Here is a 20,784-nt window from a genome sequence, read left to right as displayed (position 1 = left end):
GGGCGAGGTGCAGGAAGTCATCGACATCTGCGAGTTCGCGGTCGGCCTGTCACGCCAGCTCTACGGCCTGACGATTGCCAGCGAACGCCCCGACCACAAGCTGCTGGAAACCTGGCACCCTGTGGGCGTGGTCGGCATCATCTCGGCCTTTAACTTCCCGATGGCGGTGTTTGCCTGGAACGCGGCGCTGGCGCTGGTGTGCGGCAACACGCTGGCCTGGAAGCCTTCCGAGAAAACGCCGCTGTCGGCCATCGCACTCAACGGCCTGCTGCTGCAAACAGCGAAGGACATGGGCCTGGCCACCGAAGGCCTGAGCGAACTGCTGATCGGCGAGCGCGCCACCGGCGAGGCACTGGTCAAGCACCTGCATGTGAAACTGGTGAGCGCCACCGGCTCTACCGCCATGGGCAAGAACGTGGCGATTGCCTGCGCCGGCCTCTTCAAGCGCTCACTACTGGAGCTGGGCGGCAACAACGCCGCCATCGTCTGCCCTTCGGCCAATCTCGAGCTTGTAGTGCGCGGCGCGGCTTTTGCGGCGGCGGGCACCGCAGGCCAGCGCTGCACCAGCCTGCGCCGCCTGATCGTGCACCGCTCGATTTACCCGGAGCTGATCAAACGCCTGGTCGCTGTGTTTGAACGCCTGCCCATTGGCAACCCGCTGAAAGACGGCACGCTGGTCGGCCCGTTGATCGACGGCCGCGCGTTTGACGCCATGCAGTCGGCCCTGGGCGAAGCGAAGAAGCTGGGCGCCACGGTGCATTTCGGTGAACGCCAGCCGGGCGATGRCTCAGCCCACTATGTGCGCCCCGCCATCGTGGAGTTGAAGGAGCAGGCCGGCCCCATGCTGCACGAAACCTTCGCGCCGATTCTGTACGTGGTGCCTTACGACAATTTTGACGAAGCCATTGCATTGAACAATGCCGTGGTGCACGGCTTGTCGTCGGCTGTCTTCACGCAGGACCTGCGCGAGGCCGAACAGTTCACTTCGGCGCGTGGCTCCGACTGCGGCATTGCGAACGTCAACATCGGCACCAGCGGTGCGGAGATAGGCGGCGCCTTTGGTGGCGAGAAAGAAACCGGCGGCGGGCGCGAGTCGGGATCGGATTCGTGGAAGGCCTATATGCGCCGCGCGACCAACACCGTCAACTACGGCAGCAGCTTGCCGCTGGCGCAGGGCATCCGCTTTGACATTTAGAACATCTTGAGCATCAAGGAATCTTGGCGCAGGTCGGCGCAATCGCTATCTTTTTGATAGCTTATTGCGCTTGATTCACACCGGCAGAACTCCGTTTTTACTTAAAGAAACTGCGGATTTTCCGGATCACCTGTTCCAGCAGATTGGCGTCAGTAGGCAGCGCCAGGTGCTGCTGCCTGTGCGCCACCAGATGGAACAAGGTCCGAAGCCAGGCGCCTGACGGCGTTGGCATAGACCAGGACGTCAACGCCGGTCGCCACAAAGGTGCAGCCCAGCGCCAGGTAGCGCCTGGCGAGCGCCGGATCCGAAGTCAGCGTACCGGCCGCCTTGCCCGAAGCGATGATGGTTTTCATGGCCCGCTCGATCGCCGCCTGCACTTCGGGGTGGCCCGGCTTGCCGCGAAAGCCCATGGAAGCGGCCAGGTCGGCTGGGCCGATGAACACGCCATCGACTCCGTCCACGGCGCAAATTTCCTGCAGGTTGTCCAGAGCGGCGACGGTTTCCGCCTGCACCATCAGGCAGACCTCGCTGTCGGCCTTGTCGAGGTAGTCGGTGCGTGCGCTCCAACGCGAAGCGCGCCCCACAGCACTGCCGACGCCGCGGATGCCCAAGGGTGGATACCGTGTGGCGTTGACGATGGCCTGTGCCTGCTCGGCGGTGTCGATCATGGGGATCAGCAGGTTCTGCGCGCCGATATCGAGCAATTGCTTGATCAGCGGCACATCACCGGCCACCGCACGCACCACGGGCTGCGAGCGGTAGGGCGCAACAGCCTGGAGCGCGGCCAGCGTGCTGCGCAGATCATTGGGCGCATGTTCGCCGTCGATCAGCAGCCAATCGAATCCGGCCGTGGCGCTGACTTCTGCAAGGTAGGGGTCAGCCATGGAAAGCCACAAACCGATTTGCTGCTGGCCGCGAGCAAGCGCTGCCTTGAACGGATTGCCTGGAGTCATGAACTCATCCTTGAAAGAGTTGAAGGTCGAGAAGGCGCAGTGTTGCATACCCCGGCCTGTTAAGTTGGCAGGCCCTAGCTCACGATGCCCAGATGCCAGGGCACGAATTCGTGGTCGCCCAGGCCCAGCGCCTCGCTTTTGGTGGGCTCGCCCGAAGCGTGGCGCAGGATCTGTTCGAAAATCCGTTGCCCCATCTGCGCAACGTCAAGTTCGCCGTCGAGGATGGCGCCGCAATTGATGTCCATGTCTTCTTCAAGGCGCTTGAACATCGGCGTGTTGCTGGCCAGCTTGATGGTGGGCGCGGGCTTGGAGCCGAACATCGAGCCGCGGCCGGTGGTGAAGCAGATCAGGTTGGCGCCGCTGGCGATCTGGCCGGTGGATGCCACCGGGTCATAGCCGGGGGAGTCCATGAAGACAAAGCCGTTCTGGGTGATCGGTTCGGCATATTCGTAGACGGCCTGCAGCGGCGTGGTACCGCCTTTCATGGCCGAACCCAGCGACTTCTCGAAAATGTTGGCAAGTCCTCCCGCCTGGTTGCCATGCCCGACCACGCCGTTGAACTGCGCGTTCTGGCCCGCCGTGTACTTTTCCCACCAGGCCAGCCGGTCCAGCAGCTTCTGCCCCACTTCGGGCGTGACGGCGCGGCGGGTCAGCATGTATTCGACGCCGTGAATTTCAGGCGTCTCGGACAGGATGGCGGTACCGCCGTGGCGTACCAGCACATCCATGGCCGCGCCGAGGGCCGGGTTGGCCGTGATACCCGAAAAGCCGTCCGAGCCGCCGCACTCAAGCCCGATCTTCAAATGACTGGCGGGAACTGCCTGACGCCGGGCGGCATCCGCTTCTGGCAGCATTTCATAAATAGCGGCGATACCAGCCTCTATCGTGGCACGGGTGCCGCCGATCTCCTGCATCACCATCGTGCGCATGAGCTTGCTGGTCTCCAGGCCTTGCGACTCCACCAGCGACGAGACCTGGTTGCGCTCGCAGCCCAGGCCGACGATCAACACACCGGCCAGATTGGGATGGCGCGCGTAGCCGGCCAGAGTGCGGCGCAGCACATCAAAATGCTCGCTGGGGGAAGACATGCCGCAACCGCTGGTTTGCGCAAAGGCGGCCACGCCGTCCACATGGGGAAAAGCTGCCAGCCGTTCGGGGGTGAAGTGGGCGGCAATATTTTTGATGACAGTAGCGGAACAGTTGACCGAAGACAGGATGCCAATGAAATTGCGGGTGCCCACGCGGCCGTCCGGGCGCACAAAGCCCATGAAAGTGGCGCGCTCGGCTTGCGGCACATAGTCCACCGGCCGAACGTCCCGGCCGAAAGCCGGGTCGCGTTCAAAGTCCACCAGTGCCATGTTGTGCGAATGCACGTAGTCACCCGCCTCGATGTCGCGCGCAGCCACGCCGATCACCGTGTCGTACTTCAGGATGCGCTCGCCCTCCGCAATGCGGCGGGCCGCGATCTTGTGCCCGGCGGGCACCTGCGCGCGCGCGCGTGCGCTGATTTCGGGCAACTCCTGGCCCAGCGACAGCACGGTTTTGGCGACCAGCACGTTGTCGTTGGCATGCAGGCGGATCAAGGGGCTGACGGCAAGGGAAGTGATGAAAGGGGCGGTAACGGTCATGGTTCAGTTCAGCGTTCGGGCCAAGGTTCTAGCTCTTCATCAGCTCCCTGAGCTTGAGCTTGTCGATCAGGGCTGTTTCTTTCTGGTACATGCCAGCGACGTACTTCTCGTAGTCAGGCCCGTCCAGGTAAAGCACCGGCGCATCGATCCTGTCGGCCACCTGCTTGAATTCGGGGCTGGCCACGGCCACACGGAAGGCCTCGCGCAGCTTCATCGCAATGGCCGGGTCCAGGCCCTTGGGTGCACCGATGCCGTTGGGTGCATCCACCACGACGTTGTAGCCCAGCTCCTTGAGCGTGGGCGCATCCTTGAACCGCGAGGCGCGGCGCTCGCCCCAGGTGGCCAGCAGCCTGAGCTTGCCCGCCTCGACATGCGGCGCCCAGGAGCTGGAATCAGCCAGCAGGTCCACATGCCCGCCGAGCACGGCCTGTAATGCCTCGGCGCCGCCCTTGTAGGGAACATGATTGAACTGGATGCCGGCGGCAAGCGCGAACTCTTCCATGCCCACATGCGTGGCGCCGCCGACGCCCGCATGGGCATAGGTCACCTTGCCGGGATTGGCCTTGGCAAAAGCCACCAGTTCCTGCAGCGACTTGAAGCGCGATTCAGCGGGGGCAGCAATACCGAAAGTCTGGCCCGAGGTTCGGGCCAGATAGGTCAGGTCCTTGAGCGGGTCCAGCTGCAGCGTGCCCAGCTGCGAAAAACGTGTGACGGAAATAGGGATCTGGCCGATGGTGTAGCCGTCGGGTCTGGCGGAGGCCATGGCCTTGGTGCCGATCATGCCGGAAGCGCCCACCTTGTTTTCCACCGCAATGGCCTGGCCCAGCACGCGCGAGGCGACCTGGCACAGGGCGCGCATGGACTGGTCGGCAGTGCCGCCGGCAGGCCACGGGCAGATAAAGGTAATGGGCCGCTCGGGGTAGCCCTGGGCCAAGGCGCACAAAGGTTTTACCAACGCTGCAGCACCGGCCACGGCGCTGCCGATCAGCAGGCTGCGGCGCCTGGCGTTAAACGAAAAAGGGGAAACCTGGGGGGAAGTCTTCATGGGGTTTGTCTGCCTCTGGGTGAATGTGTTGCTGCTGCATTGGTGGCAACCGTGGCGGCTGCGTGACTGCATTTCTTGTTGCCCCGATTCTTGCCATGTTCTTCATAACAATCCAATCGAATAATGGAATTGCTTCATAGCCTTTGGGTTAACATGATTCATGACCCAGATTGACCGTGTCCTGCGTTCCAACATCAAGCTGCGCCACCTGCAACTGGTAGTGGCGCTGGACCAGTTCCGCCACCTGGGCCGAACCGCCGAGTTCCTGTCGGTCAGCCAGCCCGCCGTGTCGAAAATGCTGGCCGAAGTCGAAAGCATGCTTGGGCTGGCCCTCTTTGACCGCTCCACCCGCGGCACCGAACCGACCTCCAGCGGCGAGGCCATCGTCCGGTTTGCCCGTTCGGTGCTGGCCGAGTACGAGCGCACGCGCGATGAAATCTCCGCCGTGGCCAGCGGCGCGGCGGGACGCACCCGCGTGGGTTCGATGGTGGCGGCGATGCCGGTGCTGCTGGCCGGCGCCGTCAAACTGCTCAAGCAGCGCTCGACCCTTGCGACGGTGCTGGTGGAAGAAGGCGACCTGACGCGGCTTTTACCCCGGCTTCGCATGGGCGAACTGGACCTGTTCGTCGGCCGCCTGGAGCCCGGTTATGCCGCCCCCGATCTGGTGACGGAGGCCCTGTTCGACGAGCCCATGGTGGTGGTGGTCAAGCGTGGCCACGCACTCGCGCGCAAGAAAAATCCAGGCTGGAGCGATCTGGCCGGCATACCCTGCGTGCTGCCCCCGCCCTGGGCATCGCTGCGCGTGAAGATCGAACAGACCTTCTTTCGCCATGGTCTGAATCCGCCCACCGACATCATCGAAACATCGTCTTTCCTGGCGCTTAGCACCTTTGCGCAACAGCGTGACGCGGCCGGCTTCCTGGCGCGCTCGGTCGGCTTGCACTTCCAGCGGGAAGGCCTGCTGGATGTCCTGCCTATCGAGGTTCCGATTGAACTCCCGCCTGTCGGACTCATCACCGTGCGGGGACGGCGGCTGACACCCAGCAGTGAGCAATTGATGGACTGTCTGCGCCTGACGGCGGAGTCCGCCCGGCAGCCTGCTCTGCGACCCAAGGGCCGCAAACCCGCGGCACACAAGCGGTGAAGCGCGGCGTAAGCCGGAGCTGAGTGCTCTTCTTCCGGTCCCGGAAAAAACCGGGCGGCGCTTTTAGCGAAAGCTGCCGGCCCGCTACGCGGCCCCGTCCTTCGGACGCAGACTTCAGACTGCGCTGAAGTCTGGCCGGCGCTTTTCCATAAAGGCGGTGAAGGCTTCGCGCGCAGCGGGTTCGCCCAGCATGCGGCCAAAGCTCGCACCCTCTTCGGCCATCCGCTCGGCCACCACGGTGGCGTTGCCTTTTTTCATGAGGCGCTTGGTTTCCATCAGCGCGCTGAGCGGTTTGGCGACCAGCTTTTGCGCCTGCCGCTGGGCCAGCGCATTGGCTTCGGCGGGCGGCACGATGCGGTTGATCAGCCCGATTTCCAGTGCGGTCTCGGCCATGAAGGGTTCGCCTAGCAGCAGTGCCTCGGCGGCGCGCGGGTAACCCATGAGCTGCGGCACCAGAAAGCTCGACGCAGCTTCAGGACACAGGCCCAGGTTGACGAAAGGCATGGAAAATGCGGCGTTGTCGCCCGCATAGACCAGGTCGCAATGCAGCAGCAGCGTGGTGCCTATGCCGACTGCGGGTCCGCACACAGCGGCTATCAGCGGTTTGGGAAAGCTGCTGATGCCGCGCAGGAAACGGAAGACCGGCGAATCGGGCGTTGAAGGCGGCTTGTTCAGGAAATCGCCGATATCGTTACCGGCGGAAAAAATCGTTTCATGCCCCTGGATCACCACCACACGCACGGCTGCATCGTGGTGGGCCGACTCCAGTGCGTCGGCCATGGCGCCATACATGGCGGAGGTGATGGAATTTTTTTTGTCCACACGGTTGAGCGTGATGGTCATCACGCCCGCGTCGACGTGGCTCAGGATTTCGGGAATGCTGCCGGTGGAAATAGGGGTGGGAGTGTTCATGTGTTTTCCGTTAAGACGCAAGTGTAGGGGCCAGCCATGCATGCTGCCCCCGCGGGCCTATTCTTTGTAATAAACAACCTGCGTACTGGTAGCCAGCAGTACGCCCGCTTCGCTCCACAGCTGCGCGGTCTGGTCAAAGAAACCATTGCGAAAGGCCTGGGCCCTGGCTTGCCCCAGCAAATAGCCTTCACCGCATTCAGCCAATTGCCGGCCGTCGGCGTGGAAGTACGTGGTGATCGACACCGTACCGGCGGGTACACGCGTGGCACGGCGCAGCCAGACCCGCGGATAGAACACGTCTGACATGGCCGCCAGCGCCGGGAAATCGAGCGGCCGCGGCGGGTCGTCGCGCACCCACAGCTGCGTGAGGCTTTCATCGCCGCTGCCGTCCCAAACCTGCGGTATGGCGCCGCGCACCGGCCGCATGTCGTAGCGATTCGTCCATGCGGAGGTCGAAAACCGCAGCCTGCCTGAAGCGTCGGCCAGCGTGACCGCGGGCATGGGTGTGTCGTTGGCACTCCAGGTCTCGCGGCGCGCAGCCGTAACGGCTGTGGCGGTCATCACAGCGCCTCCGGCATCGCCGTCCTGCGACAACTCCACCAGCCAATGCTGGGTGGAACGGTTGGTGCGAGCCGGCCTGGCCGTGACGGTGAACGGGCCTTCTGCCATGGCCGCTGCGTAGTTCACAGTCAGCGCCACCGGCTCGCCCAGCAGGGCCGGGTGCAACAGGATGGCACGCAAGGCTGTGGCCGCTGTGGTTCCGCCGAACGGCCCCACCATGTTCCAGTATGCGGGGCTGCTGTGACCCAGCCAGGTGTGGGGCCTGTCGCTGCCGGCGGCTTCCAGCCTGAGCGCGTCGTCAAAAGAATGCGTGCTTGTCATGTCGGCAGGTGTGATGGAGCTTTCCGGTTCAAACCGGGGCTTTGGCGGCACCGGTCATGCCGTCGATGATCTGCTGGGCACGGGGCCACAAGGTCTGGTTGAACTGTTCCCGGAAGAAGCCAAAATGCCCGATGCGCCTGACCTTGAGATCTGCCGGCGCGATGCGTTCAAAGCTGCGCGGTGCATTGCTGTACAGGTTGATGAGGTTTTGCGTGCCGCGCCAGGTCATCAGCTCGTCATCTGTCATGGACAGCGCGGTCACCGGAAAACTGACCCGCCCATAACTCAGCCGCGCGCTTTCTCCCTCGGCCCCCACGCTGTAGTGCGGATCCAGGCACCACTTGCGCCACTGCAGCATCACGCCGGCTGGCAGGTCGCCAACTTTCTTTAACCTGCGCCCGGGGAAATAACCACAAAGGCGCGTGGCCAATGGCACCAGCACATACCAGAAGTACAAAATCAGGCGCCTGAGCTGCGGTGCGTTGTCGCGCCAGTACCCGCTTCCTGCCGCGATGCTGACGAGGCCATCGATCTTGTCCTGATTCTTCAGGAAACCCGGCAGCTGCGCGCCTAGGCTGTGACCCAGCAGGTAAAGCGGTGCATCCGGCAAGGCTGCCTTGGCGGCATCCACCACAGCCTCATAGTCGGCGGCCCAGTCGAGCAGGTCGGCCTTGAAACCACGCAGGCTGCCGCTGGCGGTGTTGGGCAAGGACTCGCCCGAACCCCGGTAGTCAAAAGTGGTGACGCAAAAGCCCTGGGAAGAAAGCCACTGCGCAAACGGTGCGTAATAGTCTTGCCGCACCCCCATGGCGCCACCGATGACCACGCTGGCACGCGCAGGCGAAGAAGGCGCATAAACGCGAGTGGACAGTTGCGCCGTGCCTGAACTGAGGATCTGCATCTGCATCACATGCTCCTGGAAATGGATGAACTGAACTCGGGCACGCGCATCACGCGTGAAGGTGTTGCACCAGTTGGGGCCAGAAGCTGGCACGCAGCTTGTCGCGAAAGTAGCCGAAGTGGCCTATATGCCTGACACCCAGATTTCCCGGGTCAAGGGTCATGCATTGCACCGGTTCACGTCGCGCACCGAACAAGGCCACAAACCGGTCTGACGACCACTGTGAAAAGACCTCGTCATCGCTTGAGTTGAAGTAGGTGATGGGCGTCTGCACGCGTTCAAAACGTTCACGCTGATGGGCTTCACGCGCCAGGTAGTCCGGATGGCGGCACCAGCGCGTCCATTGCCGCATCACACCTGCGGGAATGTTGCCAACCTTGCGCAGTTTCCGGCCCGGGAAATAACCGAACAACGGTACCAGCAAGGGCGCCCAGATCTGCGTGGCGGCAAACAGGCCCCAACGCGGCACCGCTTTGCGCAGGCGCGGCCAGTAACCGCTGCCACTGGCAACCAGCACGGCACGCTGAAAGAAGTGCGTAGTTTCGGAGCTGGCAAACAATTGCCCGCCCAGGCTGTGCCCCAGGTAGTAAAGCGGAAGGTCCGGCACACGTTGCCGCAGGAACCGGGCAGCGGCGCTCACGTCCTGCTGTCCCCAGGTGTCGAAGGTGGCATCGGTGGACGCCACGCGCTCACCGCCGGAGGCAAAAGTGCCGCGGTAATCGAGTGTTAGCACGGTAAAGCCTTGCGTGGCCAGCCAGCGGGCGAAGGGCTCGTAATGTTGCTGGGGCGTGGCCATTGCACCGGCCAGCAGTACACCGCCGCGGGCCTCGCCTCCCGCGAGATCCGCTGCAAACACCGTCGCTGCCAGCGCCCAGGAGTCCTGGGTCAGAACCGTGATTCGCTCCATCTTCTGTCTCCAGTCAGGAAAAGCCCAGTCTGCCCCGCAGCTGCCATAACCGCTGCCGCAAGCGCGACAGTGGGGCCGCCGCCGACGGCCTTACACGCGCTCGAAAATACCCGCAGCGCCCTGACCCATCCCCACGCACATCGTGACCATGCCGTACTTGAGCTGGTGGCGATGCAACGCATGGATCACCGTCGCGGCGCGGATCGCACCGGTCGCGCCCAGGGGATGGCCCAGCGCGATCGCGCCGCCCATGCGGTTGACCTTGCTGGCATCGAGCTTGAGCGTGTTGATGACGGCCAGCGACTGCGCAGCAAAAGCTTCATTCAGTTCGAACCAGTCGATGTCTTCCTGCTTGAGGCCGGCGTAGCGCAAGGCGGCAGGAATGGCTTCGATGGGGCCTATGCCCATGATCTCGGGCGGCACACCCTTGGCGGCGTAGCTCACAAAGCGGGCCAGCGGCTTCAGGCCGAAGTCCTTGACCGCCTTTTCGCTGGCCAGCACCAGCGCACCCGCGCCGTCCGACGTTTGCGAACTGTTGCCGGCGGTGACCGAGCCGCGCGCGGCAAACACCGTCTTGAGTTTGGCCAGGCCTTCGAGCGAGGTGTCGGGGCGCGGGCCTTCGTCCAGGCTCACCGTGCGGGTCTTGGCGACGACTTCACCGGTTTCCAGGTTGGCGGTGCGGTCGGTCACTTCGACGGGCGTGATCTCGTTGGCGAATTCGCCAGCCTGCTGCGCCTTGATGGCCTTGAGGTGCGACTCGAGTGCGAACTGGTCCTGCGCTTCGCGCGAGACTTTCCATTGCTGGGCGACCTTCTCGGCCGTCAGGCCCATGCCATAGGCGATGCCGACGTTCTCGTCGTTCATGAACATACTGGGCGAGAGCGAGGGCGAGTTGCCCGACATGGGCACCATGCTCATACTCTCGGTGCCGGCGGCGATCATCACGTCGGCTTCGCCCACGCGGATGCGGTCGGCCGCCATCTGGATGGCCGACAGGCCGGAGGCGCAAAAACGGTTGACGGTGATGCCGCCCACGCTGGTGGGCAGGCCCGCCAGCACCGCGCCAATGCGTGCCACGTTCAGGCCTTGCGGGCCTTCCGGGATAGCGCAGCCGCAGATGATGTCTTCAATCGCCTTCGGATCCAGCGAAGGCACTTGCGCCAGCGCCGCCTGCAGCGCCTTGACCAGCAGGTCGTCGGGCCGCATGTTGCGGAAATAGCCGCGGCCCGAGCGCCCGATGGGCGTGCGGGTGGCGGCGACGATGTAGGCTTCCTGGACTTGTTTGGCCATGATGGTTTCCTTCAATTTCTCAGTTAACTTTTCCGTGGGCCGGAGGGAATCCAGGCCCAGACAAATTCGCATTCGACCGGGTTGATACCGGCTTCATCGGTCACGATGACCGGCACGGTGACTTCACCCTTGTCGCTCGCCTGCATGGCCGCGCGCTGCTCGTCGCTCAACGTGGCCACGGCGCGCAGAGCGCCAGTGGCGCGCTTCTTGAACGCCATCTTCAGCTCCTTGGCCAGCGGAATGCAGTCGTCGCGCACATTCATGCCCACCACCATGCCGGTGGCGGTTTCGGCCAGCAAGTTCATGGCCGAGGCATGCACGCCGCCTATGTGGTTCTGCACCTTCTTCTCGTTTTTGATGCCGATCTCGACCCGGCCAGTGCCCATCTCAATAAAGTCCAGGCCGGCGGTKCCGGTAAAWGGCACAGCGCGRCGCAGCACCACGCTGCGRAACCAGCCSCGSGCAAASGCCGGTACTTCCTCAAGCCGCTGCAGCTGCCGCGCCAGACGGTTGGGTTGTTGATCGCTCATGGCGGATTGGTCGGTCATCAGTTACGAACAGGTTTGCCGGTGCTCATCATTCCCATGATTCGCTCCTGGGTTTTGGGGTGCTCCAGCAACGAGCAGAAGGCCTTGCGCTCCAAGGTCATCAAATACTCTTCAGTCACCAGCGTGCCTGCATCCACGTCACCGCCGCAAACCACGTTCGCGATCAGGCTGGCGATGTGGAAGTCGTGCGCGCTGATAAAGCCGCCGTCGCGCATGTTGACCAGCTGGCCCTTGATGGTGGCCAGGCCGCTGCGGCCCACCACCGGGAACTGGCGCTTGTGCGGCGCGCGGTAGCCCGAATTGAACAGTGCGCGCGCTTCGTTCAGCGCGACGAACAGCAGCTCGTCCTTGTTCGGCACGATCACGTCACTGTCGAGCAGATAACCGATCTTGCGGCTTTCGATCGCGCTGGTGCCGACCTTGGCCATGGCCGCGGCGGTAAAGCCTTCGGTCAGGAAGGGCAGGATGTCCTTGTTGGTCGAAGTGCTGGCGTTTTCCGCGGCGCGGCGCGCGATGTAGGTCAGGCCGCCGGCGCCGGGCACCAGACCCACGCCGACTTCGACCAGGCCGATGTAGCTTTCCATCGCAGCCACGCGCTTGGCTGAATACACCGCCATTTCGCAGCCGCCACCCAGCGCCAGGCCGCGAATGGCCGACACCACAGGCACGGCCGCGTAACGCAGCTTGAGCATCACGTTCTGCAGTTCGGCCTCTGCCCCTTCAATCGCCTTGGCGCCGCCCATCATGAAGGCGGGCAGCATGGCCTGCAGGTCGGCGCCTGCGGAGAACATCTCGTCGTTGGACCAGATGACCATGCCCTTGTAGCTTTTCTCGGCCAGGTCCACACCCATCGCCAAACCTTCAGCCACGTCGGGGCTGATGGCATGCATCTTGGTCTTGATGCTGGCGATCAGCACGTCGCCATTCACACCGTCCAGCGTCCAGAGGCGGATCGCGTCGTCTTCATGCAGCGTGGTGCCTGCCGTCTCGAACGCGGGCGCCTTGGCGCCGAGCACGTCTTCGGGGAAGAACTGGCGCTCATAGACCGGCAGCTGGCGGCGCGGGATGAATTTTTTGGCTGAAGCGCTCCACGAACCTTCGGCCGTATGCACGCCACCGGCGTCGGCCACCGGACCCTTGAACACCCAGTCAGGCAGCGGCGCTTTGGACAGCGCCTTGCCGGCGTCAATGTCTTCCTGGATCCAGGTAGCGACCTGCTTCCAGCCGGCTTGCTGCCACAACTCGAAGGGGCCTTGCTTGGAACCAAAACCCCAGCGCATGGCGAAGTCGATGTCGCGTGCGGTTTCGGCAATGCTTTCCAGGTGCACGGCCGCGTAATGGAACTGGTCGCGCAGGATGGCCCAGAGGAAGCGCGCTTCCGCGCCCTCGGCCTCGCGCAAAAGCTTGAGGCGCTCGCCCGCGGGCTTTTTCAGCATTCGGCCCACGACTTCATTGGCCTTGGCGCCGGCGGGCACGTATTCCATGCTCTCGGGGTCCAGGCGCAGGATGTCGCGGCCCTGTTTTTTGTAGAAACCGGCGCCGGTCTTCTGGCCCAGGCTTTTCGATTCAAGCAGCTTGGCCAGCACGGGTGGCGTGCCGTAGACATCGGAAAACGGGTCTTCTACCTTGCCGGGGCCAAGGTTGTCTTGCAGCGTCTTGATGACGTGGGCCATGGTGTCCAGGCCCACCACGTCGGCGGTGCGGAAGGTGCCTGAGCTGGCGCGGCCCAGCTTCTTGCCGGTGAGGTCATCGACCACGTCATAGGTCAGACCGAAAGTTTCGGCCTCCTTGATGGTGGCCAGCATGCTGGCGATACCCACGCGGTTGGCGATGAAGTTGGGCGTATCGTGCGCACGGATCACGCCCTTGCCCAGCGCGCTGGTGACAAAGGCCTCCAGGTCGTCCAGCACCTTGGGTTCGGTGGTCGGCGTGTTGATCAGCTCCACCAGCGTCATGTAGCGCGGCGGGTTGAAGAAATGAATGCCGCAAAAGCGCGGCTTGATGGATTCAGGCAGCGCCTCGCTGAGCTTGGTGATTGACAGGCCCGAGGTGTTGCTGGCCACGATGGCACCTTCGGCAATGAAGGGCGCGATCTTGTGGTACAGGTCGGTCTTCCAGTCCATGCGCTCGGCAATCGCCTCGATGATGAGGTCGCACTCCCTGAGCAGCTCCATGTTCTCTTCGTAGTTGGCCTGCTGGATCAACGCCGCGTCTTCTGGCACGCCCAACGGGGCGGGTTTGAGCTTCTTGAGGCCTTCGACTGCCTTGATGACGATGCCGTTCTTCGGACCTTCCTTGGCGGCGAGGTCGAACAGCACCACCGGCACCTTGACGTTGACCAGGTGGGCGGCGATCTGCGCACCCATAACGCCGGCGCCGAGCACGGCGACTTTTTTGACTTGGAATCGTGACATGGTTAAGACCTTGTGGGAGATGACTGGTTGAAAAATTCGAGCACCGCGCCCCAATAGCGCTGCGGCTCGTCGCGCATGCCGTGGGTGTGGTCGGCGCGTTCGAGGATCAGGCGCTGGATGCGTTCAGGCCGTGAAGCAGCCTTCTGCAAGGCATCGCCGAAATGCACCGGCGTCCAGCGATCGCCCCGGCTGTGGATCAGCAGCACGTCCACGTCGCGCATGTTGGCAAGGTGGTGTACGGGCCGCAGGCGCAGCTCGCCCTGCGGATTGATGCGCCGGCTTATGTTGAGCACCGCATGGGCAACAGGGTAGGCTTTCCAGAAATCGGGCAAGGTGGGCGAGCAGGCTTCGGCCACCACCTTGTCATAGGGAAAATCCGCTTCATCAATGGCGCTCAGCGTATTGATCGCGCCGAAAGATGCCGTTAGCGCATGCACCGGCAGCCCGGCAAAAGCGCCACGCGCCCAGCAGCCCACCGATATCACGTCACCGGGGTAATCGAAGTTGGTCGACGGGCTTTCACCGAAACCGTTGAAGTCGAAAGCCACCACATGAAAGCCTGCGTCCAGCAACGCCTGGGCATGGCCGTGGCGCAACCAGAAGCCCTTGCAAGCGAAACCCATGGGATGGGCACACACCACCACGCCACGCGCCGGTAGCGGCGTGCGCGCGACGATGGCCTCCAGCCAGCTCGTGCTGCGGCTTGCAATCTGTACCCGCTCCCAGCCTTCTTGCGGCACGTCCGCGGGCCAGCGCCAGGGTTTCATGAAGCGGCCGAAAAACGGCTTTTTCAGCAGGTGGTGCCCCCACCAGCGGCGCGCGGCCGGCGGAGTGCTGCCACCGGCACCGAAAGGCAGTGACCGCAAACGGGAAATTGCTTCACCCATGGCTTGCCCGAACTTTCAGCATGTTCATTGCACACGCACCCAGGTTTGGGTGMGGCCAAAAGGCCCGATGGAGCCGCGGACTTCCATCTTCTTGYCACCCTCAATCGGGGTCATCTTGAGGGAGTAGCTTTTGCCGTTGTCCGGGTCAAGAATCTTGCCGCCTTCCCAGACGTCGCCATCGGGTGACTTCTTGGCACCCCGAATGATCTCAAGGCCCAAGCGCGGCTTGTCCTTGCGGTCGTCGGAGCATTCGGTGCAAACGTCGTCGGATTTCGCGCCGGGGGACAGGCGCTTTTCGACTTTGCCGTTCAGCACACCGCCGGCTTCAGCAATGCGGATTTCGACTTTGGGATCGCCGGTTTTTTCATCAAAGCCGCGCCAGAGGCCGACCGGCGTGTTCTGGGCCAGCGCCGGGATAGCCATCAAGCCCAAAACGATCATCAGCAGTTTGCGTTTCATGGTGTCTCCCGTTGATTTGTTCAAAAGACTCAGGCCAGCGCTTCGTCGGTTTCCATCAGCGCCTTGCTGCCCGAGCGTGCGGTGCGCATCAGCGTTGCGGTTTCGGGGAACAGCTTGGCGAAGTAAAAACGTGCGGTCTGCAGTTTGGCTACATAGAACTTGTCGGTGTTGCCCGCGGCGATTTCACGCAGCGCGGTTTGCGCCATCAATGCCCAGAAGTAGCCAAACACCAAGTGGCCGGCCACGCGCAGGTAATCGACGGCGGCAGCGCCCACTTCGTCGGGGTTCTGGAAGCCCTTGAAGCCCAGCTCGGTGGTGAACTTGGTCATCTGGTCGGCCAGATAAGCCAGCGGGTTGATGAACTCGGCCATCTTCTCGTTGACGCCTTCCTCGGCGATCAGCGCGCCGATGACCTTGCCGAATTTCTTCAGCGTGGCGCCGTTGTTGCCCAGTACCTTGCGGCCCAGCAGGTCCAGCGACTGGATGGTGTTGGTGCCTTCGTAAATCATGTTGATGCGGTTGTCGCGCACAAACTGTTCCATGCCCCACTCTTTAATGAAACCGTGGCCGCCGAAGACCTGCATGCAGGCGTTGGTGGAGATGTGGCCGTTGTCGGTCAGGAAGGCTTTGACGATGGGCGTGAGCAGGGCGACGATTTCGCCGGAATCCTTGCGCACTTTTTCGTCGGGGTGGTGCAGTTCCTTGTCGAGCAGCAGCGTGCAGTAAATCGCCAGCGCGCGGCCGCCCTCGGCATAGGCCTTGGCTGTCAGCAGCATCTTGCGCACATCGGGGTGCACGATGATGGGGTCAGCCGGTTTGTCTTTGGCCTTGACGCCGGAGAGCGAACGCATCTGGATGCGGTCTTTGGCGTAGGCCAGCGCATTTTGAAAGGCCACTTCGGTCAGGCCCAGTGACTGGTTGCCCACGCCCAGGCGGGCGGCATTCATCATCACGAACATGGCGGCCAGGCCCTTGTTGGGCGCGCCCACCATGGTGCCGACAGCGTCTTCGAGCACCATCTGCGCGGTGGCGTTGCCGTGGATGCCCATCTTGTGCTCCAGGCCGCCGCAGTAGATGCCGTTGCGCGAACCGAGGGCGCCGTCCTTATTGATGTTGAACTTGGGCAYGGCGAAGAGGCTGATGCCCTTGCTGCCTTGGGGCGCGTCAGGCAGGCGGGCCAGCACCAGGTGCACGATGTTGGCGGCCATGTCGTGTTCACCGGCACTGATGAAGATCTTGTTGCCGGTCAGGCGGTAGGTGCCGTCAGGCTGCGGCTCGGCCTTGGTGCGCAACAGGCCCAGGTCGGTGCCGCAATGCGGCTCGGTCAGGCACATGGTGCCCGTCCATTCGCCGCTGGTGAGCTTGGGCAGGTAGAGTTTTTTCTGCTCGTCGGTGCCGTGCGCATGCAGGGCTTCATAGGCGCCGTGCGACAGGCCCGGGTACATGGTCCAGGCCTGGTTGGCCGAGTTGAGCATTTCGTAGAGGCACTGGTTCAGCACAAACGGCAGGCCCTGCCCGCCGTATTCCGGGTCGCAGCTGAGCGCGGCCCAGCCGCCTTCGACGTACTGCGCGTAGGCTTCCTTGAAGCCCTTGGGCGGCGTGACTTCGTGCGTGGTCTTGTCGAGCTTGCAGCCCTCTTCGTCGCCGCTGATATTCAGCGGAAAGGTCACCTCGGCGGCGAACTTGCCGGCTTCTTCGAGTACCGCGTTGATGGTGTCCACGTCAACGTCTGCATGCTTGGGAATGGCCTTGAATTCATCGGTGACCTTGAGCACTTCGTGCATGACGAATTGCATGTCGCGCAGGGGCGGGCTGTACTGGGGCATGGTGGATTCCTTTTGCTTAAACTGGTTTGGAAGGGGATGCCTTGCCGGAAGCTTTCTTCGGCAAGGTGGAAAGGGAGGCGTCGCTGCCATAGCGCGCCAGGATGTTGGCAAAGCCGGTATTGGCGCGGTCCATGGAGCCCGGTGTCTTGAGGAAGCGGGCTTCGTAGTGCAGCGCCAGGATCAGGCCGTGGATTTCAAACGCCATCTGGTGCTCATCAGCGTCAGCATGCAGGTGACCGGCCTCTTTGGCCTGCACCACGGCGCGGTACATGGCCGCCAGCCAGGTGCGAACCGAGCCCGCCAGCGCGTCGCGCACCGGGCCGGGCCTGTCGTCAAATTCAACGGCGCCGCTGATGTACAGGCAGCCCGAATCGATTTCAAGCGAGGTGCGTTTCATCCAGTTATGAAACAGCGCCGCCAGACGAGGCAAGCCGCGCGGCTGCTGCAGGGCAGGGAAGAAAACCTCTTCTTCAAAGCGCACGTGGTATTCACGGATGACGGAGATCTGCAGCTCTTCGCGCGAGCCAAAATGGGCGAACACGCCCGACTTGCTCATGCGCATGACCTCAGCCAGCGCGCCTATGCTCAGGCCTTCCAGCCCGATCTGTGTGGCCAGGCCCAGGGCGGCGTCCACAATGGCGGCCTTGGTCTGCTGGCCTTTTTGCTGGCTTTTGGCCACGGCGCTGCCCGTTGCCGGGGCGCGGGAGGCTTTAGCGGGAAGTTCTGTGATGGCCATGAGGTGCTACAAAATAAAACGAACGGTCGTTCTATTTTGCAACACTTTGATGACCATCAGCAAGCAGGGGTTGTTTAGCCCCTGCTTATAGGGACCCAGTTCTAACGCCAGGGAGGGTAACTACCTAGCCCTTCAGTGACGTAACCCAATGAAGGTATTTCACCAGTGGGGGCCGCGGGTCCGGCTTCGCCGGCCCCAGGCACCGCCCCCTGGAAGGGGGGAGCAGGCTACACGAAGTGAGCCTGAACGGGGGTTACTTTTTATACGCCACCACCACCTGGTGCTGCTCACCCAGGCCTTCGATGCCCAGGGAGATTTTGTCGCCCTTCTTCAGGTACACAGGCGGCTTCATGCCCAGGCCCACGCCGGGCGGTGTGCCTGTGGTGATGACGTCGCCGGGCTCCAGCGTCATGAACTGGCTGACGTAGCTGACGATCTTGGCGACGCTGAAGATCATGGTCTTGGTGTTGCCTTTTTGAACGCGCTTGCCGTTCACCTCCAGCCACAGGCCCAGTTTTTGCGGGTTGGGCACTTCGTCACGCGTGACCAGCCAGGGGCCGAGCGGGCCGAAGGTGTCGCAACCTTTGCCCTTGTCCCAGGTGCCGCCGCGCTCAATCTGGAACTCGCGCTCGCTCACGTCGTTGATGGTGCAGTAGCCGGCCACGTAGTCGAGCGCCTCCTTTTGCGACACGTAACGCGCGGTCTTGCCGATGATCACGCCAAGCTCGACTTCCCAGTCGGTCTTGACCGAGCCCTTGGGCAGCATGATGGGATCGTTCGGGCCCTGGATGCAGCTGGTGGCCTTCATGAAAACCACCGGCTCGGCGGGAATCGGCAAGCCCGATTCGGCCGCATGGTCGGCGTAGTTCAGGCCGATGGCGATGAACTTGGGCACGCCATTGACCGGGCTGCCGTAGCGCGGCGAGCCTTTGACCAGCGGCAGCTTGTCGGCCTTGAGCTTGCGCAGTTTGGCAATCGCCGCATCGCCAAGCTGATCCGGGCCGATGTCCTTGATGACAGCGCTCAGGTCGCGCAGCTTGCCATTGGCATCAATAAGGCCGGGCTTTTCCTTGCCGGGGTTGCCATAGCGAACGAGTTTCATGGTTTTTCCTTCTGGTTAATGATTCAGTATGTAGAACGTCCGCCCGACAGATCGAAAACGGCGCCGGTTGAGAACGAGCAATCTTCAGTGCACAGCCAGCCAACCATGGCGGCTACCTCATCAGGCGTTCCGAAGCGGCCCATGGGGATTTTAGAAAGCATGAACTGTATGAACTCGGGCGTCATCTGCTCAAAAATCGGCGTTTTCACCGCGGCCGGTGTGATGCAATTGACGCGTACACCGGTATCGGCGAGTTCCTTGCCGAGGGATTTTGTCAGGGCGATCACCGCGGCCTTGCTCGCGCTGTAGGCGCTGGCATTCGGGTTGCCCTCCTTGCCGGCCACCGAGGCAATATTGACGATGCGGCCATAGTTGCGCGCACGCATGTGCGGCACGAGTTCACGGCAGCAGAAGAACAGGCCGTTGAGGTTGACCTGCTGCACCTGCATCCATTGCTCGGGCGGGTAGTCCCACAGCTTGACGTTGGGGCCGGTGATGCCGGCCGAGTTGACAAGCGCATCGATGGCCGGGTTATGCGCAACGGTTTGCTGGACCGCGTCCACCACGCTGGCATGGCTGGCCACATCGACGGCCACGGTATGCACCCCGGCGCCCAGCGCGCCCCTGGCCGCGGCCAGTGCCTCGGGGTTGATGTCCCACAGCGTCACCGTGCCGCCCGACGCCAGCATGCGCTGAGCCACGGCAAAACCCAGGCCGACCRCACCACCGGTGATGACCGCATGGCGCCCTTTCAGGTCCAGCTGGTTCATATGGTGATGCCGCCGTCCACGTTGTAGGCCTGGCCGGTCACGAAAGCAGCCTCGTCGCTGGCCAGAAAGACCACCAGCGGCGCAATTTCATGTGCCTGGGCCAGGCGCCCGAGCGGCTGGCGTGCGATGAAGGCCTTGCGGGCCGCCACGGGATCCTCGTTGGCATTGATACGGTCCTGCAGCGAAGGCGTGTCTACCGTACCAGGGCAAATTGCATTGCAGCGCACGCCATCTGCCACAAAGTCGGCCGCGACGCTTTTGGTGAGGCCAATCACGGCCGCCTTGGTGGTGCCATACACAAACCGGTTGGGCAGGCCTTTGATGCTGCTGCAGACGCTGGCCATGTTGACAATGCTGCCGCCCTTTTTTGCCTGCATGCCGGGCAGCACGGCCTGGATCATCCAGAACTGGGCCCGCACGTTGAGGTTGAAGGCGAACTCAAGGTCGGCATCGGTGGCCTGCAGGGCTGTGCCCCCGTGGACAAAACCGGCGCAGTTAAAAAGAATGTCCATGGGCGGCAGGCCACCTACCAGTTTCTGGATCGCCGCCTTGTCCAGCACGTCCAGGGGCAGCGCCGTGATGTTGGCCGCCCCTTTGTAGCTTTCCAGCAGCTCGGGCTTCAGGTCGGTGGCCCAGACCTGCGCGCCTTCGGCCGCCAGCGCCAGCGCAGTGGCATGGCCGATTCCCTGGCCGGCTGCGGTCACCAGCGCTTTTTTTCCTTCAAGTCTCATCTTCACTCCTACAGGGTTTTGCCGGATGTTGTCCCGGGGGTTTCATGGGATTATCAATTGGTCTTACCACTTGTCCAATTCTGGCTAACCCTTAAAGCCCCCACCTTTTCATCCTTTTCCCCCATGCCCCTGCAAACTGTCGAACCGCAACGCCTTTACCGCCAGATCGCCGAGCAGTTGCGCACGCTGATCTCGGCCGGCGAATGGGCCGTGGGCGCACGTCTCCCCGCCGAGCGCGACCTGGCACGGCAGTTGGGCGTGAGCCGGCCTTCGGTGCGCGAAGCGCTGATCGCGATGGAGGTCGAAGGCTGGGTCGAAGTACGCACCGGCTCGGGTGTCTATGTTCTGGACCGAAGCAAGCCCGCCAGCCACGACGGCAATGGAAGTGGCCGGGCCGCGCAGATCTCGCCGGACGAATGGGGTCCTCTTGAATTGATACGCGCCCGCCGCGTGG

The 20,784-nt window shown here is 63.0% G+C and carries 20 protein-coding genes; 3 read left to right on the top strand and 17 right to left on the bottom strand.

Annotated features, from left to right (window positions below; genetic code table 11):
- Nucleotides 1–1,195 (top strand): aldehyde dehydrogenase family protein (locus AC1D1P_RS02275; protein WP_477671961.1); only part of this gene is annotated, 1,195 nt, incomplete at its 5' end.
- Nucleotides 1,196–1,344: 149 nt separating this feature from the next.
- Here AC1D1P_RS02275 and hpaI read toward each other — a convergent pair.
- The 3 genes from hpaI to AC1D1P_RS02260 all read right to left on the bottom strand — a co-directional run bounded on the left by hpaI (nucleotide 1,345) and on the right by AC1D1P_RS02260 (nucleotide 4,821).
- Nucleotides 1,345–2,148: a 4-hydroxy-2-oxoheptanedioate aldolase gene (hpaI, locus tag AC1D1P_RS02270; RefSeq protein ID WP_477671962.1), complete on the bottom strand. Its 804-nt coding sequence runs from the start codon at nucleotides 2,146–2,148 to the stop codon at nucleotides 1,345–1,347.
- Nucleotides 2,149–2,222: 74 nt separating this feature from the next.
- Nucleotides 2,223–3,776: a UxaA family hydrolase gene (locus AC1D1P_RS02265; RefSeq protein WP_477668461.1), complete on the bottom strand. Its 1,554-nt coding sequence runs from the start codon at nucleotides 3,774–3,776 to the stop codon at nucleotides 2,223–2,225.
- Between the two features lie 28 nt (nucleotides 3,777–3,804).
- Nucleotides 3,805–4,821, bottom strand: a complete 1,017-nt coding sequence (locus AC1D1P_RS02260; RefSeq protein WP_477671960.1) for a Bug family tripartite tricarboxylate transporter substrate binding protein — start codon at nucleotides 4,819–4,821, stop codon at nucleotides 3,805–3,807.
- Between the two features lie 160 nt (nucleotides 4,822–4,981).
- Here AC1D1P_RS02260 and AC1D1P_RS02255 point away from each other — a divergent pair, with 160 nt between their 5' ends.
- Nucleotides 4,982–5,965 carry a LysR substrate-binding domain-containing protein gene (locus AC1D1P_RS02255; protein WP_477671959.1) on the top strand — a complete coding sequence of 328 codons (984 nt, stop codon included), beginning with the start codon at nucleotides 4,982–4,984 and terminating at the stop codon, nucleotides 5,963–5,965.
- Nucleotides 5,966–6,079: 114 nt separating this feature from the next.
- On the opposite strand, the gene AC1D1P_RS02250 is transcribed toward AC1D1P_RS02255, so the two are convergent.
- The 14 genes from AC1D1P_RS02250 to AC1D1P_RS02185 form a co-directional block, all read right to left on the bottom strand.
- Nucleotides 6,080–6,877: an enoyl-CoA hydratase gene (locus AC1D1P_RS02250; protein WP_477668464.1), complete on the bottom strand. Its 798-nt coding sequence runs from the start codon at nucleotides 6,875–6,877 to the stop codon at nucleotides 6,080–6,082.
- Nucleotides 6,878–6,934: 57 nt separating this feature from the next.
- Nucleotides 6,935–7,759 (bottom strand): acyl-CoA thioesterase, encoded by an 825-nt coding sequence (locus AC1D1P_RS02245; RefSeq protein WP_477671958.1) that lies wholly within the window; start codon nucleotides 7,757–7,759, stop codon nucleotides 6,935–6,937.
- Nucleotides 7,760–7,787: 28 nt separating this feature from the next.
- Nucleotides 7,788–8,666: an alpha/beta hydrolase family protein gene (locus AC1D1P_RS02240; protein WP_477668466.1), complete on the bottom strand. Its 879-nt coding sequence runs from the start codon at nucleotides 8,664–8,666 to the stop codon at nucleotides 7,788–7,790.
- Nucleotides 8,667–8,709: 43 nt separating this feature from the next.
- Entirely contained in the window at nucleotides 8,710–9,567 is an 858-nt protein-coding gene (locus AC1D1P_RS02235; RefSeq protein ID WP_477671957.1) for an alpha/beta hydrolase family protein, read from the bottom strand.
- Nucleotides 9,568–9,657: 90 nt separating this feature from the next.
- Complete coding sequence (locus AC1D1P_RS02230; RefSeq protein ID WP_477668468.1) at nucleotides 9,658–10,857, bottom strand: acetyl-CoA C-acyltransferase; 1,200 nt, start codon at nucleotides 10,855–10,857, stop codon at nucleotides 9,658–9,660.
- A 23-nt stretch (nucleotides 10,858–10,880) separates the two neighbouring features.
- The gene (locus AC1D1P_RS02225) at nucleotides 10,881–11,387 is read right to left on the bottom strand and encodes a DUF4442 domain-containing protein (protein ID WP_477671956.1); all 507 of its coding nucleotides are present in this window, start codon (nucleotides 11,385–11,387) and stop codon (nucleotides 10,881–10,883) included.
- Between the two features lie 17 nt (nucleotides 11,388–11,404).
- On the bottom strand, nucleotides 11,405–13,819 hold the full coding sequence (locus AC1D1P_RS02220) for a 3-hydroxyacyl-CoA dehydrogenase/enoyl-CoA hydratase family protein (RefSeq protein ID WP_477671955.1): 2,415 nt from the start codon (nucleotides 13,817–13,819) through the stop codon (nucleotides 11,405–11,407).
- 2 nt (nucleotides 13,820–13,821) lie between these two features.
- Entirely contained in the window at nucleotides 13,822–14,706 is an 885-nt protein-coding gene (locus tag AC1D1P_RS02215) for an alpha/beta hydrolase family protein (protein ID WP_477671954.1), read from the bottom strand.
- A gap of 24 nt (nucleotides 14,707–14,730) precedes the next feature.
- Nucleotides 14,731–15,165 (bottom strand): DUF2147 domain-containing protein, encoded by a 435-nt coding sequence (locus tag AC1D1P_RS02210; protein ID WP_477671953.1) that lies wholly within the window; start codon nucleotides 15,163–15,165, stop codon nucleotides 14,731–14,733.
- A 29-nt stretch (nucleotides 15,166–15,194) separates the two neighbouring features.
- On the bottom strand, nucleotides 15,195–16,991 hold the full coding sequence (locus AC1D1P_RS02205; protein WP_477671952.1) for an acyl-CoA dehydrogenase C-terminal domain-containing protein: 1,797 nt from the start codon (nucleotides 16,989–16,991) through the stop codon (nucleotides 15,195–15,197).
- A gap of 16 nt (nucleotides 16,992–17,007) precedes the next feature.
- Nucleotides 17,008–17,727: a TetR/AcrR family transcriptional regulator gene (locus AC1D1P_RS02200; protein WP_477648938.1), complete on the bottom strand. Its 720-nt coding sequence runs from the start codon at nucleotides 17,725–17,727 to the stop codon at nucleotides 17,008–17,010.
- 253 nt (nucleotides 17,728–17,980) lie between these two features.
- Nucleotides 17,981–18,829, bottom strand: coding sequence for a fumarylacetoacetate hydrolase family protein (locus tag AC1D1P_RS02195; protein ID WP_477668474.1), 849 nt, complete (start codon nucleotides 18,827–18,829; stop codon nucleotides 17,981–17,983).
- A gap of 23 nt (nucleotides 18,830–18,852) precedes the next feature.
- The gene (locus AC1D1P_RS02190) at nucleotides 18,853–19,599 is read right to left on the bottom strand and encodes an SDR family NAD(P)-dependent oxidoreductase (RefSeq protein WP_477671951.1); all 747 of its coding nucleotides are present in this window, start codon (nucleotides 19,597–19,599) and stop codon (nucleotides 18,853–18,855) included.
- Nucleotides 19,596–20,330, bottom strand: coding sequence for an SDR family oxidoreductase (locus tag AC1D1P_RS02185; protein WP_477668476.1), 735 nt, complete (start codon nucleotides 20,328–20,330; stop codon nucleotides 19,596–19,598). Before AC1D1P_RS02185 ends, AC1D1P_RS02190 begins: the two co-directional genes overlap by 4 nt.
- Nucleotides 20,331–20,453: 123 nt before the next feature.
- Between AC1D1P_RS02185 and AC1D1P_RS02180 the strand changes: the two genes are divergently transcribed.
- Nucleotides 20,454–20,784 (top strand): FadR/GntR family transcriptional regulator (locus tag AC1D1P_RS02180; protein ID WP_477671950.1); only part of this gene is annotated, 331 nt, incomplete at its 3' end.

Source organism: Polaromonas sp. P1_E1_2, assembly GCF_056406035.1.
The sequence above is the reverse complement of the archived record's forward strand: the minus strand, read 5'-3'. Positions and strand labels throughout refer to the sequence as shown.

Excerpts from the sequence above, each read along its gene's own strand:
- AC1D1P_RS02265 (WP_477668461.1), bottom strand. The coding sequence starts at position 3,776 with ATGACCGTTACCGCCCCTTTCATCACTTCCCTTGCCGTCAGCCCCTTG.
- AC1D1P_RS02235 (WP_477671957.1), bottom strand. The coding sequence starts at position 9,567 with ATGGAGCGAATCACGGTTCTGACCCAGGACTCCTGGGCGCTGGCAGCG.
- AC1D1P_RS02250 (WP_477668464.1), bottom strand. The coding sequence starts at position 6,877 with ATGAACACTCCCACCCCTATTTCCACCGGCAGCATTCCCGAAATCCTG.
- hpaI (WP_477671962.1), bottom strand. The coding sequence starts at position 2,148 with ATGACTCCAGGCAATCCGTTCAAGGCAGCGCTTGCTCGCGGCCAGCAG.
- AC1D1P_RS02220 (WP_477671955.1), bottom strand. The coding sequence starts at position 13,819 with ATGTCACGATTCCAAGTCAAAAAAGTCGCCGTGCTCGGCGCCGGCGTT.
- AC1D1P_RS02255 (WP_477671959.1), top strand. The coding sequence starts at position 4,982 with ATGACCCAGATTGACCGTGTCCTGCGTTCCAACATCAAGCTGCGCCAC.
- AC1D1P_RS02185 (WP_477668476.1), bottom strand. The coding sequence starts at position 20,330 with ATGAGACTTGAAGGAAAAAAAGCGCTGGTGACCGCAGCCGGCCAGGGA.
- AC1D1P_RS02230 (WP_477668468.1), bottom strand. The coding sequence starts at position 10,857 with ATGGCCAAACAAGTCCAGGAAGCCTACATCGTCGCCGCCACCCGCACG.
- AC1D1P_RS02195 (WP_477668474.1), bottom strand. The coding sequence starts at position 18,829 with ATGAAACTCGTTCGCTATGGCAACCCCGGCAAGGAAAAGCCCGGCCTT.
- AC1D1P_RS02215 (WP_477671954.1), bottom strand. The coding sequence starts at position 14,706 with ATGGGTGAAGCAATTTCCCGTTTGCGGTCACTGCCTTTCGGTGCCGGT.
- AC1D1P_RS02245 (WP_477671958.1), bottom strand. The coding sequence starts at position 7,759 with ATGACAAGCACGCATTCTTTTGACGACGCGCTCAGGCTGGAAGCCGCC.
- AC1D1P_RS02260 (WP_477671960.1), bottom strand. The coding sequence starts at position 4,821 with ATGAAGACTTCCCCCCAGGTTTCCCCTTTTTCGTTTAACGCCAGGCGC.
- AC1D1P_RS02200 (WP_477648938.1), bottom strand. The coding sequence starts at position 17,727 with ATGGCCATCACAGAACTTCCCGCTAAAGCCTCCCGCGCCCCGGCAACG.
- AC1D1P_RS02240 (WP_477668466.1), bottom strand. The coding sequence starts at position 8,666 with ATGCAGATGCAGATCCTCAGTTCAGGCACGGCGCAACTGTCCACTCGC.